Annotated in this window: 15 protein-coding genes; 5 read left to right on the top strand and 10 right to left on the bottom strand. The window is 51.9% G+C overall.

The window, feature by feature from the left end; genetic code table 11:
* Window positions 1–295: 295 nt before the first annotated feature.
* A complete protein-coding gene (locus MKJ04_RS22135; RefSeq protein WP_241644292.1) occupies window positions 296–2,002 on the top strand; it encodes a DUF4981 domain-containing protein in 1,707 nt (568 codons plus the stop codon).
* Window positions 2,003–2,258: 256 nt separating this feature from the next.
* On the opposite strand, the gene MKJ04_RS22130 is transcribed toward MKJ04_RS22135, so the two are convergent.
* From MKJ04_RS22130 to MKJ04_RS22115, 4 genes are all read right to left on the bottom strand, one after another.
* Window positions 2,259–3,146, bottom strand: a complete 888-nt coding sequence (locus tag MKJ04_RS22130) for a dienelactone hydrolase family protein (protein ID WP_241644289.1) — start codon at window positions 3,144–3,146, stop codon at window positions 2,259–2,261.
* A gap of 108 nt (window positions 3,147–3,254) precedes the next feature.
* The gene (locus tag MKJ04_RS22125; RefSeq protein WP_241644287.1) at window positions 3,255–4,373 is read right to left on the bottom strand and encodes a redoxin family protein; all 1,119 of its coding nucleotides are present in this window, start codon (window positions 4,371–4,373) and stop codon (window positions 3,255–3,257) included.
* Between the two features lie 356 nt (window positions 4,374–4,729).
* A complete protein-coding gene (locus MKJ04_RS22120) occupies window positions 4,730–6,007 on the bottom strand; it encodes a hypothetical protein (RefSeq protein WP_241644285.1) in 1,278 nt (425 codons plus the stop codon).
* Between the two features lie 184 nt (window positions 6,008–6,191).
* The gene (locus MKJ04_RS22115; RefSeq protein ID WP_241644284.1) at window positions 6,192–7,037 is read right to left on the bottom strand and encodes a hypothetical protein; all 846 of its coding nucleotides are present in this window, start codon (window positions 7,035–7,037) and stop codon (window positions 6,192–6,194) included.
* Window positions 7,038–7,140: 103 nt separating this feature from the next.
* Between MKJ04_RS22115 and MKJ04_RS22110 the strand changes: the two genes are divergently transcribed.
* Both MKJ04_RS22110 and chrA read left to right on the top strand, forming a co-directional pair.
* Window positions 7,141–8,115 carry an isopenicillin N synthase family dioxygenase gene (locus tag MKJ04_RS22110; protein WP_241644282.1) on the top strand — a complete coding sequence of 325 codons (975 nt, stop codon included), beginning with the start codon at window positions 7,141–7,143 and terminating at the stop codon, window positions 8,113–8,115.
* Between the two features lie 69 nt (window positions 8,116–8,184).
* On the top strand, window positions 8,185–9,354 hold the full coding sequence (gene chrA / locus MKJ04_RS22105) for a chromate efflux transporter (protein ID WP_241644280.1): 1,170 nt from the start codon (window positions 8,185–8,187) through the stop codon (window positions 9,352–9,354).
* 44 nt (window positions 9,355–9,398) lie between these two features.
* Here chrA and MKJ04_RS22100 read toward each other — a convergent pair whose 3' ends face one another.
* The 6 genes from MKJ04_RS22100 to prmC all read right to left on the bottom strand — a co-directional run bounded on the left by MKJ04_RS22100 (window position 9,399) and on the right by prmC (window position 14,812).
* Complete coding sequence (locus MKJ04_RS22100; RefSeq protein WP_241644278.1) at window positions 9,399–9,815, bottom strand: hypothetical protein; 417 nt, start codon at window positions 9,813–9,815, stop codon at window positions 9,399–9,401.
* Between the two features lie 108 nt (window positions 9,816–9,923).
* Window positions 9,924–10,379 (bottom strand): hypothetical protein, encoded by a 456-nt coding sequence (locus tag MKJ04_RS22095; RefSeq protein WP_241644277.1) that lies wholly within the window; start codon window positions 10,377–10,379, stop codon window positions 9,924–9,926.
* Window positions 10,380–10,606: 227 nt separating this feature from the next.
* Window positions 10,607–11,467 (bottom strand): glucose-1-phosphate thymidylyltransferase RfbA, encoded by an 861-nt coding sequence (rfbA, locus tag MKJ04_RS22090; RefSeq protein ID WP_241644276.1) that lies wholly within the window; start codon window positions 11,465–11,467, stop codon window positions 10,607–10,609.
* Between the two features lie 130 nt (window positions 11,468–11,597).
* On the bottom strand, window positions 11,598–12,644 hold the full coding sequence (gene rfbB / locus MKJ04_RS22085) for a dTDP-glucose 4,6-dehydratase (RefSeq protein WP_241644275.1): 1,047 nt from the start codon (window positions 12,642–12,644) through the stop codon (window positions 11,598–11,600).
* Window positions 12,641–13,681: a UDP-glucose 4-epimerase GalE gene (gene galE, locus MKJ04_RS22080; protein ID WP_241644274.1), complete on the bottom strand. Its 1,041-nt coding sequence runs from the start codon at window positions 13,679–13,681 to the stop codon at window positions 12,641–12,643. The genes rfbB and galE overlap by 4 nt, the downstream gene beginning before the upstream one ends.
* Before the next feature lie 276 nt (window positions 13,682–13,957).
* Window positions 13,958–14,812 carry a peptide chain release factor N(5)-glutamine methyltransferase gene (gene prmC, locus MKJ04_RS22075; RefSeq protein ID WP_241644273.1) on the bottom strand — a complete coding sequence of 285 codons (855 nt, stop codon included), beginning with the start codon at window positions 14,810–14,812 and terminating at the stop codon, window positions 13,958–13,960.
* Between the two features lie 225 nt (window positions 14,813–15,037).
* Here prmC and ribD point away from each other — a divergent pair, with 225 nt between their 5' ends.
* Window positions 15,038–16,069, top strand: a complete 1,032-nt coding sequence (ribD, locus tag MKJ04_RS22070) for a bifunctional diaminohydroxyphosphoribosylaminopyrimidine deaminase/5-amino-6-(5-phosphoribosylamino)uracil reductase RibD (protein ID WP_241644272.1) — start codon at window positions 15,038–15,040, stop codon at window positions 16,067–16,069.
* A 58-nt stretch (window positions 16,070–16,127) separates the two neighbouring features.
* Complete coding sequence (locus MKJ04_RS22065; RefSeq protein WP_241644270.1) at window positions 16,128–16,610, top strand: GAF domain-containing protein; 483 nt, start codon at window positions 16,128–16,130, stop codon at window positions 16,608–16,610.
* The last annotated feature ends 172 nt before the right edge of the window (window positions 16,611–16,782 follow it).

The following is a 16,782-nucleotide window of genomic DNA, read 5'->3' as shown; positions in this document are numbered from 1 at the left end:
GGCTTCCCCTTCTCCCCCCCCGGTGTGGGGTGCGTCCTCTATCTTGTCCGTTTTTTCTTTCCCCCCCCCCGCGCCCCCCCCCCCCCCCCCCCCCCCCCCCCGCGACTCGTTTATATATAGGAAGTAGATGATACGTGGTCATTATAGATGCGCTGCCATATAAGCTCTTTTATGATAAGTAGAAGCAGTAAGCCATAGCTCACACGCAAAATATGGTTCAAACTCGCTGGTGCTTAACTTGACTCAATATTCATGTAAGGACCCTTCATTCATGAATTTTGCCTAATTTACTTATATGAAGAATTATTCATTGTTATGGCTATTATTTCAAATAATTGCTGCCAGCTCTTTGGCACAGACTAAAGACATAAAAGCCAGTTTGATGGAGCATGGGCAGATAGTTGTTCCTTTCAATAACGAAGAGGAAGCCCTGACATTCAATCCGCTCGCATCGAAGCTAGTTCAAGAACTAGTATGGAGCAAAGAAGTCCAGCAGGTCAGGAGCAAATATCCCTCTGTTTTCTCCACCACCGTTGAGATGCCTCCGCAGTGGCTACAGAAGGAAAAGTTACTTGTGCTATATGCTCCAAAGGCTGCTTTCACAGTAGAGGTAAACGGTCATAAGTTAGAACTGGCAGCACCAGGCGTGAACACTAAAATCAATCTTACTTCACTAATACCAGCTAAAAGTGATTCTGTAACTATAAAGGTTATAAGCGATCGGGAAGTGAAAAGTATAGATAACTTAGTATACAAGGCACTTTTGTTTGCAGTCCCAAATGTACATGCCGCATCAACACATTTGAGAATAGATAAGAAGTATCCTAACCTCTACAGAAGCTTGAATTGGATGTACTTTATTGATTTAAAGAATCACTCCCCAAGCTCTACCTATAAGTCCTATTTCCACACGGAAGAAAAAGTCAGGGACGATAAGGGTGAAGTTGTTTATATATTTGATAAGGGCTATATAAATAATAATAATGAAATCCCGGCTGAGGGGCACTGGAGGTTTTACTTTTTCAACCACCCTGATGTGTACTCCAATAAGTGGACTGCCGAAACACCTTACCTGTATACGGTTAATGTTCTTGTCTCTTCCACCCGTGATAACGCGTCAGTAGTAGTTAGTGACAGAGTAGGCGTCAGAACTACTGAGGTGAAAGAGGGCCAGTTAAGAATCAATAATGTAGGTGTGCATTTCAAGCCAGCTGCCTACATACACCCCCCTCTTAATGCACCAGTACCCACCAAGGACTCCCTCAGAGAGTTTGTAAGAAATGTCAAACAATATTCTGTTAACACGTTACTTGTCTATGGTTTGCCGGCCAATAATGACCTTTACAGTTTAGCCGATGAGTACGGGCTGTATATTGTGCAATACATGTATCCGATGCAGCCGCCGGATAGCAAGAAAGAGAGCTATGATGATTTGTGGCTCAGGCAGCACTTATCGATGATTTACCAGATCAGAAACCACCCCTCCGTGGTAGCATGGGCTACAGATGGTAATCTAAGCATTTCAAAGGAGCATGCTTCTGCTTTAAAGGACAGTCTCTTGGTGTTGGATCCGGATAGGCCGTTTTTAGAAAGTGCTGTTGTTAATCTACCTACCGCTGCCCAAGGGTTTGAGCAATTAACTGGTGAGAACCTGCTTAAATTGAAGAAAGCGTACCAGCCGGTAAAAATTCAGGTCAGCAAAGACAGTAAGGCTAGCATCTCTAACCTCCTTGATTTTGCTGTGCTGGACAATGTGCTGCTAAAATGGAAGCTACTTGATGGAGACAAGGTACTAAGGGAGGGAGAAGTAAATGATTTAAGCATTGAGCCGGGAGGGTTTCGACTTATAAAGCTGCCCTTTAGCTTCGACTCCCTTAAGAATAAGGCTTATACTATAAGCTTTGAAATAGTGTCTAAGGAAGACAATTCATGGGCTGATAAAGGACATGTTTTGGCATGGGAGTGTTTTGATGCCAGCACTTTGAAAGCATCACACAGATGATCGAAGTACTGATAAATTGGAAGTAAAGGAGTAGGTAGGACACAAGGCAGTATTTTGAGAGGCCTAATTACTCACTTTGATAAAATGAGGTTGTTTATACCGTAACTGTTATGTTGATTGGAGGTCCCGCCAGAGTACCAAAACCCCTACCCCCTCTAGGAGGCTGCAGAGGCGGTTTGCGTTATAACTAATGTTATGTTCAAGAGTAGGCAAATCTAAAATAAGTGTAATTGGCAAGAGCCACAGTCTCCCCTCACTACCCCAACTTCTCCTTGAAAAAATCGATGGTACGTCGCCAGGCGAGTTCTGCAGCGGGTTTGTCGTAGCGCGGAGTTGTGTCGTTATGGAAACCGTGGTTTGCATTCGCGTACATGTACGCCGTGTATGCTTTGCCATTCGCTTTTAAGGCTGCCTCGTACGCGGGCCAACCCTCGTTCACGCGGGTGTCCAGCTCTGCATAGTGCAAGAGCAGGGGCGCCTTTATTTTGGGGACGTCCTCACTTGCCGGCTGGCCTCCATAAAAAGGAACCGCCGCCGACAAACCCGGGATGCGCACGGCCATCATGTTCGCGATCCAGCCACCGAAGCAAAAGCCTACCACACCCACTTTCCCATTGCAATCTTTGTGGCTTTTCAGGTAGTCGTATGCCGCGATGAAGTCTTCCAGCATATCGTCTCTGTCCAATTTGCTTTGCAGCGCGCGGCCGTCCTCGTCATTCCCCGGGTAGCCGCCCAATGGCGTTAGGGCATCCGGAGCGATAGAGACAAAGCCTGCCAGTGCGGCTCGCCTGGCCACATCCTCAATGTGCGGGTTCAATCCCCGGTTTTCGTGCACCACCACAATCCCGCCGAGTTTCTTTTCCGCATCCGCAGGCATCGACAGCAAGGCCCTGATCTCTCCGCCTCCTTTCGGCGACTTATACGTGACGTATGTAGACTTTATGCGGGGATCGTCTGATTTAACCTGAATCGCGCCCTGGTAGTCGGGCATAAGGAAACTCATCAGGGATGCTACGGTGAGGCCTCCCACGGCATATATAGATAGCTTCTGCATAAACTCGCGCCTGTTCACACGGTTGTGCGCATAGTCATCGTAAAGGTCAAACACTTCCTGTTTGATGTCTTCTTTTTTGAGTTCGTCCATGTTCATAACTTATTAATTCCCCGTTGCCGGGTACGTTGAATACAGCTTTTTTCTAAGGCAATGCAGATTTGCGGGTGACTGAAAAAGGACTTTATACCTGCCCCTCACTTAATAATAGCGCCCTACCTTCTCCACAATCGCCTTTTTCATCTCGAATGGCACGATAGTACCCTGTTTACGGTAGAGCACCTTGCCGCCCGGCTCAATCAGGAGGGTATAAGGCAGGGCACCCTGCCACTCCGGGTCAATGAGCTCGATGAGGGCATACTTATCTTCGGAGTTGAAGAGGTAGTTGGTGTTGGAGGCTTCCAGCTTTTTGAGGGCGGCCAGCGCCTTGTCTTTTTTGTCGGGCTTGTCGGCGCTGATGGTGATGAACTCGAAGTCGCGGTTGCGATACATGCGGTTGATGTCCACAAAGTCCGGAAGCTCCATCACGCAGGGGCCGCACCAGGTAGCCCATACATTTACCAGGCGCACTTTGTCGGTGTCGTTCTGGAGCAGGGCTTTCAGCGCGGGCGCATCAATCAGGTCCAGCGTCACTTCCTCTTTTGCCCATTGCGCCCTGGCCCGCTCGGCCATCTGCCGCTTATCGGCCCACTTAATAGAGCAGCCAAAAGTTTTTGTTTTCGCCACAGGCACGGGCTTTCCGGCCAGCAGGGCATCCAGCGCGGCGCGGGTGTCTTCGGCGTTGGCAGAGCCCGGCTTTTCGGAACTATCGAGGCGGCCGGTATACTGCAGTTTGCGCTGCTTGTCAAAAACAAAGACGTGGGGCGTAGCCGCCGGGCCATAGGCCAACGCCATTTTTTGCGTCTCGCCATCGTAGAGATACGGGAAGTTATACCCCTTTTCTTTTACCCGCACCCGCATTTCCTCGAAGGTATCGCCCATGTCGCTGTAGCCCAATTCATCGAGGCTTACGGCCAGCGGGTCGTTGGGCGAGACAGCCACCACCGCCACGCCCTTTGCCTTGTAGTCGGCGGTCAGCGCGATCATGCGGTCTTCGTAGGCCTGCGCCGTGGGGCAATGGTTGCAGGTGAAGATGATCGCCAGCACCCTGGCGTCGGCAAAGCTCTGCAGGGTATAGGTTTTGCCGTCGGTGCCTGGCAAGCTGAAGTCGGGTGCCTGCGCCCCTATGGCCAGAGGCTTCGGGTCTGCGGCAAAGCATTGGGTGGCCAGCAACAGCAAGCAGCACACAAAAAGGCATCTTTGTAAATTAAATCGTAGCATGGCGGTATGGCTATAAGGTTAGCGAAATTCCTGGGTGTTTGGGCAGGGGGCACAGGCAGCGAGGCACAACAACGCTCTAATTCAGTTGCTTATACTCCCTGGCACTCTTCGTCTCGTGTAACGTACCACTGCCCAATACTTTCCTTTAAGTTAGAAAAATATGCATTACGCGCCAACAAATCCGGAGGCATATCGCTGTAAAATAAGCCACTACCCCGCGGCAGGCCCAAGCTTAAACCAGAACGCCGGTGCTAGGGGGTATAGCACCGGCGTTCTGGGTATAAAATGCATAGTAAATGTGAGCCCGGACGGATACCCGGTACTGCACAATGGTTTTCGCGCGGTTAGTTTCCGGCTTACTTCCCGAACAGGTAGTTCATGCCAATACTCAAGGACTGCTGCTGTATGGCAAAGTCAACGTACCTGGTTAGCGCTGCCATTGGCTGATAGATGGCTGTCACCTCGTACTTCTTCTTCAGGACAACCCCGGTCCTTACCATATAAGATGCCCAAGCAGTCTCAGCTTCGTATGCTTGTAATTCCCGGGTGCTGGAATCATCTGTGCCATACCTGTACGTGTAGCTATACCTGTTTTTGGAGTAATTGGAGAAGTTAAAGCCAACCCCTCCGCCCACATAGTATTTAAAGTTGTCCTTGTTGTAGAGGTTATAGATGATCTGGGGTATGATCGTTGCCGTCTGCTGCGCAATCTCATACGTCCGCTCATACTGATACACCGAGCTGCTGGTATAGATCCTGCTTGTCTGGCTTGAGGCTGTCAGGGCGCCCTCGATGCGGAGTACCAGCCGCTGGGTGTTGCGGTTCACAAAGGCATCCATCCCAAAGGCCACGCGCGGCATGTAGGAGGCAGAATTGCCTTCTGCTCCGGTCATGGCATGGTTCCCTCCAAACGCAGTGGTGGATCTGTTCAGGCCCAAGCCCGCATAAAACCGTGGCTTTTGTCGCTGCTTTCCGTCATGCATTGGCTCGATGGCAGCATTGCCGTTTATTTTATGCACGATGCGCTGTAAAGAACTTGCATCATAGTTGGCCTTTTCTATTTCGCGCTTCAGCGCCGGAGTAACCTCTATATACCTGGACGCCACGAGCTGCAGTTGCCCTACATAAGAGCGCATGGCAAACACCTTATTCCCCGCGTCGGCGGTATAATATTTCACAAAATACAGCTCTTGCGGAAGGCTGTCGCCTTTTTCCTGCACAAAGAGCCTGGTCTTGACAGGATCTGTGAACGAGAGCAGGGTCATGTGCTCGCCTCCAGCCTGTTCTTTCAGGAACACCTGAGCGTTTGTCAGGTGCATGTCCCGGTTCGTGGTCAGCTTTCGCGCCTCCAGCTCGTTCATTGTTATGGGGCCGTCGTAGCTCCAGTATCGCTCCAGGCCGGTTATTTCAAAGAGCCGTGCTGTGCCTGCGGTAAACTCCCGCTTGCCTGCACCGTCGGCTGAGGCAGCATACTGTATGGCGGCGGGTGCCTGGTTCCACTCCTGGTAGTTAATGTACCCTTTCAGGGTGTCGCCCGCCGCCGTCACCACGAAGCCGGGTTTGTAGTTCGATTGGGCCTGCCCAAGCAGCGGGCACAAGGCGATGAAAAGCAGGGCAAGTACAGCGTGTTTCATAGGGTGTGTTTTCAAGCTTGATTCTGAGCATATATTATCCTATGCAAATATAGGAATCTACTGCAATTAAGTTTGATTGTGGCCCTATATTTCCCCGGAAAAACACAGCAGGTATAAACGCAGCAAGCCCGCGCCAAAAGGTATGGCACGGGCTTGCTGCAGGTATAAACTATCTTCGGGATGCTTAGGCCGAAGGCTTCAGCGTGAAAGTACGCGTTACGCTGTTGTATGGGCCGGGCAATACCCTGCCGCTGTTGTCAACCAGCTCCAGCTGGATGGTGTTCTCGCCCATCGGCAAGCCTTCGAGCACGTAAGGCAACCATCTGTCCAGCACAAACTGAGTGCCGTTGATGGTGGCGCGCACCTTGTTGCCCGTTGTAGACAGGGTGGTGTTTACGAGGTAGAAGTCCAGCATCACCTGCTCGGTGTCTTTGCCCACGTACTCGCCTTTCGGGCGGCTGTAGAACATGTGTGGAGCCGACAGGTCGATGTCCAGGGTCTGGGCAGGACGGCCCACCGTTATTTTGCGCAGGTCGTAGGCGCCCTGGTGCTTCAGGCTTTCGTGGTATGACCGGGACAGAAACGACAGCACCACGTGCTCGCCTTCAGTCATGTCTTTGGTAAACTCGGTTTCGTAATGCGCTGTGTAGGGCTCGTTGTCCACGATGTTGTGGATGTGCTGCCCCTGCTGTGAGTTGGCCATGTGCTCGGCGTTCGAGTGGGGCGTCATGCGGGTCAGCTGGTAGTTAGACAGCGAATAGTCAAACTGCACTGGCCCTGGCTCTACCATGCCGCCTGCCGGAGGGGTGTTTAAACGTATCTGTGATTCGGGGTAAGCCTGCGAGTTGCTGAAGGCAAAAACGCGCAATCCGTTTTTACTCATCACAGCACCGTCTGGCACCGGACCCTCACCTAACGTGGCAGCCGTTGCAGGCGTCTGGGTTTCGGCATCCTGTGTCTGGCGTGCAGTGTCACAGGCTGAAAAGCCTACCATGAGGGCCGAGGCCAGAAGCAAGTACGATTTTTTCATTTAATTGTGGTTTAGTTAGCTGTTCGGCTAAATTAGCAATTTTATTTTTTTTGTATATTGCGCTCTACGTATAAATCACAAAAAAGTATACAGTTTTTACTATATGAGCGAAATTTTGTTTGATGAGGTTCCTTCACTGGACCTGGCTGATTTTACATCAGGCGACGCCGCGCGGAGGGCAGATTTTGTGAAGCAGCTAAGCAACGCGTATGAGAACATTGGCTTCATCGCGCTGCGCAACCACGGCCTGAGCGACGAGCTGACCAAAAAGCTGTATGCTGCCACCAAGGCGTTTTTTGCCCTCCCCGACGAGGTGAAGCAACGCTACGAGGTGCCTGAACTGGCTGGCCAGCGCGGCTATGTGGGCAAAGGGAAAGAGCACGCCAAAGGCCGCAACACCGGCGACCTGAAGGAGTTTTACCACGTGGGCCAGGAGGTGACCGACAACGACCCGATTAAAGAAGAGTACCCGGACAATATATTTCCGCAAGAGGTAGCCGATTTCAGGGAAGTTACCTTGGAGGCCTACCGCAAGCTGGAGGCGGCGGGCAAGCAGGTCCTCAAGGCCATCGCCATCAACCTGGGCCTCGACGAGAACTACTTCGACGACAAGGTGCACAACGGCAACAGCATTCTGCGCCCCATCCACTACTTCCCGATCGAAGACCCGGACAGCGTGCCGGCGGATGCGGTACGTGCCGCCGAGCACGGCGACATTAACCTGATCACGCTGCTGATGGGCGCCAGCGCCGACGGCCTGCAGGTGCTGCGCCGCGACGGCAAGTGGATCCCGATCACGGCCCTGCCCGAGCAGGTGGTGGTGAACGTGGGCGACATGCTGGCCCGCCTCACCAACAACAAACTCAAGTCTACCATCCACCGGGTGGTAAACCCGCCGCGCGAGCTGATGAACACCTCCCGCTTCTCCATACCGTTCTTCATGCACCCGCGCTCCAGCATGGACCTTACCTGTCTGGAGAGCTGCATCGATGCGCAGCACCCCAAAGCATACCCCGATGCCACTGCCGGCGAATACCTGAACGAGCGCCTGGTAGAGCTTGGCCTCAAAAAAGCATAATTACTTTCCGAAAAAGAATAAAAAAAGAGATAGTGAAAAGCTGTCTCTTTTTTTTACATTTTTGCCTCCATGAGCCTGCGCTATTATATCTTCCTGAAGGATGTTCTCATTCTGGCCCTTACAGCTTTTGGGGGCCCGCAGGCGCATATAGCCATGATGTTTAAGCTGCTGGTAGACAAGCGCCGCTACCTAACTGAGCTGGAACTGATTGAGCTGAATGCCCTTTGCCAGATTCTGCCCGGCCCCACCTCCACGCAAACCATCACGGCCATCGGTTTTAAGATTGGCGGCCCAAATTTAGCCTACCTCACGCTTTTGGTATGGATAGCGCCTGCGGCCGCCCTGATGGCCATGGCCGCTCTGGGTATCTCTTACCTTGAGGAGCAAGGCATTTCCCTGGAGTTTCTGCGGATTATCCTGCCCATGGCGGTGGGCTTTGTGGCTTACGCGGCTTACATCATTAGCTTAAAAGTAGTCACCACAAAAACGGCCGTTGTCCTGATGGTGGTTTCCGCGATACTCGTTTACTTTTTCTCCTCGCCCTGGGTTCTGCCGGTATTGCTGATTGCGGGAGGGGCGATTACGTCGCTCCGGTTTAAGCAGCATCCGCTGGAGGAGAACAAGCAGTTGAACATCCAGTGGGCCAACTTTCTGCTGTATGTGGGGGTGTTTATACTGGCGGCCGTGCTGGGCGCCACCACTTCCTCCCTGCCCGTCCGGCTTTTCGAGAACTTTTACCGAAACGGCAGCCTGGTTTTTGGCGGCGGACAGGTGCTTGTGCCGCTCCTGTTCACAGAGTTCGTGGACTTTAAACGCTACCTTACCGGTGAGGAGTTTCTCTCGGGGTATGCCATCGTGCAGGCACTGCCTGGGCCCACGTTCTCGTTCTGCTCGTTTGTGGGCAGCCTGGCGATGCGCCGGTTTGGGGTGCCGGGGCAGTTGCTGGGCTCTTTCGTGGCCACAGTGGGTATCTTTCTGCCGGGCACATTCCTGATTTTCTTCGTGATCCGGTTCTGGGACGAGCTGAAGAAGTACCGGGTGGTGCGCGCCTCCCTCGAGGGTATCAGCGCTGTCAGCTCGGGCATGGTGGTGGCCGCGGCCATACAGCTGTATCACCCCATTGAGAACACGCCGCTGAACTTCGGCATCGTCGTCGCCACGTTTTGCCTGCTCATGTTTACCAAAGTGCCCGCCCCGGCCATCATCCTTTCCGGCCTGGCGCTGGGGTTTGTGGTGTAAGGGGAAGCTATTAACGGGTTGGCTAAAGCACGCCAAGGTGTGCTTTAGGTCTTGATATATGAAGCTGTTTTTGTGTTCACGATCAATCTTACCAGAATGTAGATTGGCTGAGCCAGCACAGCCATAATTATTAAGCCTATAAAAGCTGAATAATTTCTACCAACGTCACTCGTCAACCTGATCATTGCTGCTTCCTGCTCTTTGGTTATTTCATCGCCAGCAAAAAATCCATCTCCGTCCAAGTCATACCTGTTCAAATTCCATTGGACATAAATATGATCGTAGGTTGCTCCACCAACTATGAAGCTATACAAAATGAGTAACACAGTAACCGTTACCCAAAGCGGCTTTTTCTTACTGCTAATAAATAGCTTCTTTCTATTTCTAAATATTACAAAAAAAGATAAGCAGCTAATTATCGTTGGAAGTAGTAAATGATAAGGTATAGTTATTGGCTCCATTCATTATTTCAGCTTCATACAACTGCTCGTGCATGAGGTCTGCAAGGCCTCATGCCGTAGCATGGCTTATGCACCTTGTTAGCGGTTCGGCGTTATTTTGACTTTACTTTAATTTTTCTTATAATCAGGTATAAACTCTCGTGTATAACAGGCCTTATCTGTTTTAAATATACCTTTCTCAAATGCTTCCTTATGTAGTTCTGGTAACTTCTTAAATCTTTTCATTCGGATTCTATCTACCTTCTTGAGAGTTATAAAATCATGGGTACCGCTTAACATCATTACAACCTCTACTTCATCACATTTATCTTCAAGCTCTATAGATGCCCAATCAACTCCAACAGTACCAAACTTTAGTTTTTTCACGGAAACTGGAAGCTCAATATGGAAGAAACCATGTAAATCTGTTATGCCGACTTCAATTGTGTCATTAATCATAATTGACACGTGTGGCAAAGTCTCCAAATTATTGTCAATCACTCTTCCTTTAACTGTTTTATTCTGAGGATAAACACTACAGATTGAAACACAGAAGACAATAAAAAAAAATAACAACTTGCTCATTCCAACTCTGTTTCCTTTAGGTTTGTATGTGCACTAAATCGTTGATCCTGCGCTGTCCGCTAACTAACTGCTAAACGGAGACTATTCCGTTTAACGCACCTAATATAACAAATAAGCGGAATAGCTATCCGGCTTATCTACCTGTCCCTACCTATACCCCAACAAAAAAGGCTGCCCCAAACGGTGCAGCCTCTTCTTTATACCTCAGAATTTATACCTCCGCGTATCTACTTCAATAAATTCAGCAGGTACTCGCCATAGCCACTCTTTCGCAGTGGCTCTGCCACTTGCCGCAACTGCTCGGCGTTGATAAAGCCCATACGGTAGGCCACTTCCTCAATGCTGCCGATCTTCAGGCCCTGGCGGTCTTCGATCACCTGCACAAAGGTAGCGGCCTGCATCAGCGACACGATCGTGCCGGTATCCAGCCAGGCTGTTCCCCGATCCAGGATGCCTACTTTCAGTTTCCCGCGGCGCAGGTACTCCTTGTTCACGTCCGTGATTTCGTACTCCCCGCGCGGGCTTGGCTCCAGGTTCTTGGCGATTGCCACCACATCGTTGTCGTAGAAGTACAGGCCCGGCACCGCAAAGCTTGACTTGGGCTGCTTTGGTTTCTCCTCAATCGAGATGGCCTTGTTGTTCTCATCAAACTCCACCACGCCATAGCGCTCCGGGTCGTGCACGTGGTAGGCGTATACCACGCCACCATCCGGGTTGTTGTTGGCTTGCAGCAGCTTGCTCATACCCGATCCGTAGAAAATGTTGTCGCCCAGAATCAACGCCACCTTGTCGTCGCCAATAAAGTCTGCCCCGATCACGAAAGCCTGCGCCAGCCCGTTCGGCTCTTCCTGCACGGCATAGCTGAAGCTGCAGCCAATGTTGCTGCCGTCGCCAAGCAAACGCTCGAACAGCGGCAGGTCGTGCGGCGTGGAGATGATCAGGATGTCTTTTATACCCGACAGCATGAGCGTGGACAGCGGGTAATAGATCATCGGCTTGTCGTATACCGGCATCAGCTGCTTGCTCACCGCAATGGTCAATGGGTGTAAACGCGTACCGGAGCCTCCGGCAAGTATAATTCCTTTCATACTTTAATTGTTGGTTGTCAATTGCCGATTGTTTTTCTACAATACCGCAATTAAACACGCTGCCATTTTACAATTCTTTTTATGGTTAATTGCTGAATTGTCTTCCTGATTGACAATCAGCAATCAACAATTAGCTATTATACTGTTGCTCGTAGTAGCTTTGGTAGTTGCCGGAGGTCACGTTCTCCAGCCACTCGCTGTGCTGCAGGTACCAGTCCACGGTTTTGCTGAGGCCTTCCTCAAACGTAACCGACGGTTTCCAGCCCAGCTCATCCATCAGCTTCGAGGAGTCGATGGCGTAGCGCAGGTCGTGGCCGGCGCGGTCTTTCACAAACGTAATGAGCTTGCGCGAATGCCCTTTCTCCCGGCCCAGTTTCTCGTCCATCTGGTCGCAGAGCAGTTCAATCAGGTCCAGGTTCTTCCACTCGTTCACGCCGCCGATGTTGTAGGTATCGCCTACCTTGCCTTCGTGGAAGATCACATCAATGGCGCGGGCATGGTCGATCACATACAGCCAGTCGCGCACGTTCTCGCCTTTGCCATATACCGGCACCGGTCGCCCGTTCTGGATATTGTTGATGGCCAGCGGAATAAGCTTCTCCGGAAAATGGTTCGGTCCGTAGTTGTTCGAGCAGTTCGACAGTTTTATCGGCAAGCCATAGGTATGGTACCAGGCCCGCACAAAGTGGTCGGAGCTGGCCTTGGAGGCCGAGTAAGGCGAGCGCGGGTCGTAGGCGGTCTCCTCTGTAAACAAGCCGTCCTCGCCCAGCGAGCCATATACCTCGTCGGTGGAGATGTGGTAGAACAGGTGGTCCTGCAGGTTGGCTGCCCAGTGCTTGCGCGCCGTGTTCAGCAGGTTCACCGTACCGATCACGTTCGTGTTCACGAAAGCCAGGGGATCCGTAATCGAGCGGTCCACGTGCGACTCTGCCGCCAGGTGAATCACGGCGTCAAAGGTATGCTCGCCGAAAATGCTGTCTATATAGGCTGCATCCACAATATCCCCTTTCAGGAAGGTATAGTTTGGCTTTTCCTCAATGTCGGTCAGGTTCGCCAGGTTACCGGCGTAAGTGAGTTTGTCGAGATTAAAGATCTGGTAGTTCGGGTACTTGTTCACGAACAAGCGTACCACATGCGAACCGATGAACCCGGCACCGCCTGTAATTAATATTTTCATGCTTCTTGTTTTGCTTTTTTTTGAAGGGAAAGCTGCCAGTCCCAGGCGCTTTTCATGGCTTCTTCCAGCGTGCTGGTAGTTTCAAAGCCAAGCACCTCGGTTGCCTTGGTCACGTCGGCATATATCTTTGGCACGTCGCCAGCGCGGCGTGGCCCTATTTTGTAGTTGAGTTTTACGCCTGTGGCTTTCTCAAAAGCCTGCACTGCCTCCAGCACGGTGTTGCCGCGGCCGGTGCCCACGTTAAAGAACTCGATATCGGCCACCTTGCCCTGCAGCATACGCGCCACAGCGGTTACGTGCGCCTTGGCCAGATCCACCACATGCACATAGTCCCGCACGTTGGTGCCGTCTGCTGTGTCGTAATCATCGCCGAAGATGGTGAGTTGCTGGCGAATGCCAGCCGCCGTCTGGGTGATGAAAGGCACGAGGTTGCTTGGCACGCCTAAAGGCAGTTCGCCTATCTTTGCAGACGGGTGTGCCCCGATGGGGTTGAAGTAGCGCAGGGCGATGCTCTTGATGCTGCTGTCTGTTTTAGAGAGGTCTTCCAGAATCTCCTCGCAGATTTTCTTGGTGTTGCCGTATGGCGAGTTGGCTTTCTGCACCGGGGTTTGCTCGGTTACCGGTAGTTGCTCCGGAATACCGTATACCGTGCAGGAAGAGGAAAACACGAGGTTGTATACCTTATACTCCTCCATCACCTGCAGCAGCGTCACTAAAGAGCCCACATTGTTTTGGTAGTACTTCAGTGGTTGCTCCACCGACTCTCCCACTGCTTTGTAGGCCGCAAAATGAATGACACCGGCAATGTCCTGCTCCTGCGCAAACACGTCGCGCAGGGCGGCGGCATCGTTACAGTCGATGCGGTGGCACGGTGCGCTCTGGCCCAGAATAGACGCAATGCCGTCCAGCACGCTTTCCTCCGAGTTCGAGAAGTTGTCAACGATCACAGGCGCATAGCCTGCCTCTACTAACGCGACTACCGTATGCGACCCAATGTAGCCTGCGCCACCGGTAACCAGTATCTTTTCTTTTGCCAAGTTTCTAAAATTTAGTTGTTGCGCTTGATTTTATACTTGCTCTGCCGCAAAGGTAACATTCTCAAAATACAATTTACCTCCTGTAGCGGTTTTATCTCTTAATTATAGCAGAAAACAAACTGCTGCCTCTCCGCCGTTTTGGCAACAGGAGTAATGTGTCACTTTAACAAATCTGCAATTAATCCCTCTTTAAAACAAGATTATATAGACTTTTGAATGGAATTACTTGTACTTTGCAAACAGATCCCTAAAATAAATTCACTTTAGGCAATCGGGTTACCTGACAGCTCGCACGATTCGGTCTTTACCGAAGAGGTCCTGCACTACAGCCGCCTCTGAGAAACCGGCCTGCAGCAGCAGCGCCCGCACCTGCTCTCCGTAGCGCTCGTTGATCTCAAAATACAAGATACCATCTCTTTTCAAAAGCTCCAGCGCTACAGCGGTTATCCTTATATAGTATTTCAGGGCCTCGGTGTCGGGCACAAAAAGGGCGAGGTGCGGCTCGTGCTGCAGCACGTTGGGCCGCATTTGCAGCTTTTCCTGCTCCAGCACATAGGGCGGGTTACTTGTTATGATGTCCAGGGTGGCGGGATTTATACCCATTACCGTCGCAAAAATATCCTGCTGCAGCCACCTGACGGGTAGGTTATACCTGGACGCGTTAGCTTTTGCCACCTCCAGCGCCCCCTCCGACACCTCCAACCCATACATCGCCGCCGCTGGCAGGTTGGCCGCCAGCGCCAGCGGGATGCAGCCGCTACCGGTGCAAATGTCCAGCACCTGAAGCGCCCGCTGTCCTTTATGCTCCCGCAGCACCAGGTCTACCAACTCCTCCGTTTCCGGTCGCGGGATCAGCACGCGCGCGTCCACCTGCAGTTCCAGCCCGTAGAAGTGCGCCACGCCCAATACATACTGCACGGGCTCCTGCCGCTGCAGCCGCGCCACGGCTTCCTTTATCTCGGTTTCCTGCGCGCCGCTTACCGGCTCCTGCTGGTTCAGGCTGAGCTGCACCCGCGACTTTTGCAGCACATGCTCCAGCACCAGCTGCGCCACAGCGCCTGCCTCGGGCTCGGGGTACGCCTCCTGAATTTGCTGTCGGATAAACTGCTGCAGTTGCTGTATGGTCGGCACGGCTGTTCTTTCGTTAGATTTTAAATACCTTTGCAAAAATAGTGTTTTGCGTTAGAAAGTTCGGGAGTTAAGCGTTAGATATGCAGGACGCCGTAAGTGAAGCGCCCATATTTGAAAATGGACACTACCTTTACCGTGCATCAGGATTTATACCCAGCCCAACTAACTCGCCACCACACGGCTTTCTAACTTTCTAACTCCCTAACTCTTTAAACTTTCTAACCCATGTCCGACGAACTGTATATGCGCCGCGCACTGGAGCTGGCCCGGCTGGGCAGCGGCTCTACTTACCCCAACCCGATGGTGGGCTGCGTGGTGGTATACAAGGGGCAGATTATTGGCGAAGGCTGGCACCGGCAGTATGGCGGGCCGCATGCCGAGGTAAACGCCATCGCGGCGGTGGACGACAAGCGCCTGCTGCCTGAAAGCCGGGTATACGTGACACTTGAACCCTGCTCGCATTTCGGCAAGACGCCGCCTTGCGCCGACCTGCTCATCAGTAGCGGCGTGAGGGACGTGGTGATCTGCAACACTGACCCTAACCCGCTGGTGGCAGGCCGCGGCATCAAAAAACTACTGGACGCGGGTGCACAGGTAAAGGTGGGTATACTGGAAGCGGAAGGACTGGAAGTGAACAAGCGCTTCTTCACGTTTCATGCAAAAAAGCGGCCATACATCTTTTTGAAGTGGGCCGAAACGGCAGACGGTTTCGTGGCGGGCCCCGATTACCAACCGCTCCAGATCAGTGGCAAACTAGCTCAACGCCTGGTGCACAAGTGGCGTTCGGAGGAGCAGGCGATTATGATCGGTACCCGCACGGCCCTGTATGACAACCCGCGCCTGAACACGCGCCTTTGGAACGGCCAAAGCCCGCTGCGCCTGGTAATCGACAAACACCTGCAGCTGCCCCCCCACCTCCACCTGTTCGACCAGAGCCAGCCTACAGTTGTGTATAATTTCCGGAAACAGGAAGAGCAGGATCGCTTGCAGTATGTGCAGTTGCAGGAGCAGGAACCTATCTTGCCGCAGATCATGCAGGATTTGCACCAGCGCAACGTGTTGTCGGTGCTGGTGGAGGGCGGCACGTATCTGCTGGAAAGCCTGCTGCAGGCCGGCCTCTGGGACGAGGCCATCGTGTTTAAGGGCAGGCATATTACTCTGGGTAAGGGCATTAAAGCCCCTAACATGATGTATGGCCAGTTGCAGCAATCGCAAACCTTCGGCCCTGATCAGCTGTTGCACTATGTCAGAATTTAGCTGCTGGACGTTCCACGCATACGCAGTCAATCAAAAACCAACTCATTCAAAATAAAACATGGCAGAATCACTTCTTATAGATGCAGACCTCAGTAAAGAGGAAAAATACAAAGCGCTGCTCCCACAGATTGAGGCGCTGGTAACCGGCGAGACAGACCTGATCGCGAACATATCCAATCTGGTGGCGGCCCTCCGGCAGGGCTTCGGCTTTTTTTGGGTAGGCGTGTACTTCAGCAAGGAGGGACAGTTGGTGCTGGGGCCGTTTCAGGGGCCGGTGGCCTGTACCCGCATCCCGTACCACAAAGGCGTTTGCGGGGCGAGCTATACCCAACAGCAGACGATTATCGTGCCTGACGTAGAAGCCTTCCCCGGCCACATCGCCTGCAGCAGCGACTCAAGGTCCGAGATCGTGGTACCCGTGATCAAAGACGGCGAGGTAAAACTGGTGCTGGACGTAGACAGCGACAAACTGAACGATTTCGACGCGGTAGACCAGCAGTATTTGGAGCAGCTAATGCAACTGGCAGCCAACTGGTTCTAAGCCCTTACTTAGACCTCACAGTGTCCGGAGGACCTGTGAGTGTCTGGCATACCTCCTTTACTGGATATAGCGTAGCAAGAAGAATACTATATCCACTAGTGCTTCTCCAATTTAATTATTAGACAAAGGGTTATCTATATTTACCTTTTGGTACTGTTTAGCTAGCTTTACT

This window comes from Pontibacter sp. E15-1 (genome assembly GCF_022601975.1).
Lineage (GTDB): Bacteria > Bacteroidota > Bacteroidia > Cytophagales > Hymenobacteraceae > Pontibacter.
This window is presented reverse-complemented; position numbering and strand designations above follow the sequence as displayed.

Bases quoted from the DNA above. Each gene is read 5' to 3' on its own strand.
- MKJ04_RS22135 (WP_241644292.1), top strand. From the start codon at position 296: ATGAAGAATTATTCATTGTTATGGCTATTATTTCAAATAATTGCTGCC.
- MKJ04_RS22130 (WP_241644289.1), bottom strand. From the start codon at position 3,146: ATGGACGAACTCAAAAAAGAAGACATCAAACAGGAAGTGTTTGACCTT.
- MKJ04_RS22125 (WP_241644287.1), bottom strand. From the start codon at position 4,373: ATGCTACGATTTAATTTACAAAGATGCCTTTTTGTGTGCTGCTTGCTG.
- MKJ04_RS22120 (WP_241644285.1), bottom strand. From the start codon at position 6,007: ATGAAACACGCTGTACTTGCCCTGCTTTTCATCGCCTTGTGCCCGCTG.
- MKJ04_RS22115 (WP_241644284.1), bottom strand. From the start codon at position 7,037: ATGAAAAAATCGTACTTGCTTCTGGCCTCGGCCCTCATGGTAGGCTTT.
- MKJ04_RS22110 (WP_241644282.1), top strand. From the start codon at position 7,141: ATGAGCGAAATTTTGTTTGATGAGGTTCCTTCACTGGACCTGGCTGAT.
- chrA (WP_241644280.1), top strand. From the start codon at position 8,185: ATGAGCCTGCGCTATTATATCTTCCTGAAGGATGTTCTCATTCTGGCC.
- MKJ04_RS22100 (WP_241644278.1), bottom strand. From the start codon at position 9,815: ATGGAGCCAATAACTATACCTTATCATTTACTACTTCCAACGATAATT.
- MKJ04_RS22095 (WP_241644277.1), bottom strand. From the start codon at position 10,379: ATGAGCAAGTTGTTATTTTTTTTTATTGTCTTCTGTGTTTCAATCTGT.
- rfbA (WP_241644276.1), bottom strand. From the start codon at position 11,467: ATGAAAGGAATTATACTTGCCGGAGGCTCCGGTACGCGTTTACACCCA.
- rfbB (WP_241644275.1), bottom strand. From the start codon at position 12,644: ATGAAAATATTAATTACAGGCGGTGCCGGGTTCATCGGTTCGCATGTG.
- ribD (WP_241644272.1), top strand. From the start codon at position 15,038: ATGTCCGACGAACTGTATATGCGCCGCGCACTGGAGCTGGCCCGGCTG.
- MKJ04_RS22065 (WP_241644270.1), top strand. From the start codon at position 16,128: ATGGCAGAATCACTTCTTATAGATGCAGACCTCAGTAAAGAGGAAAAA.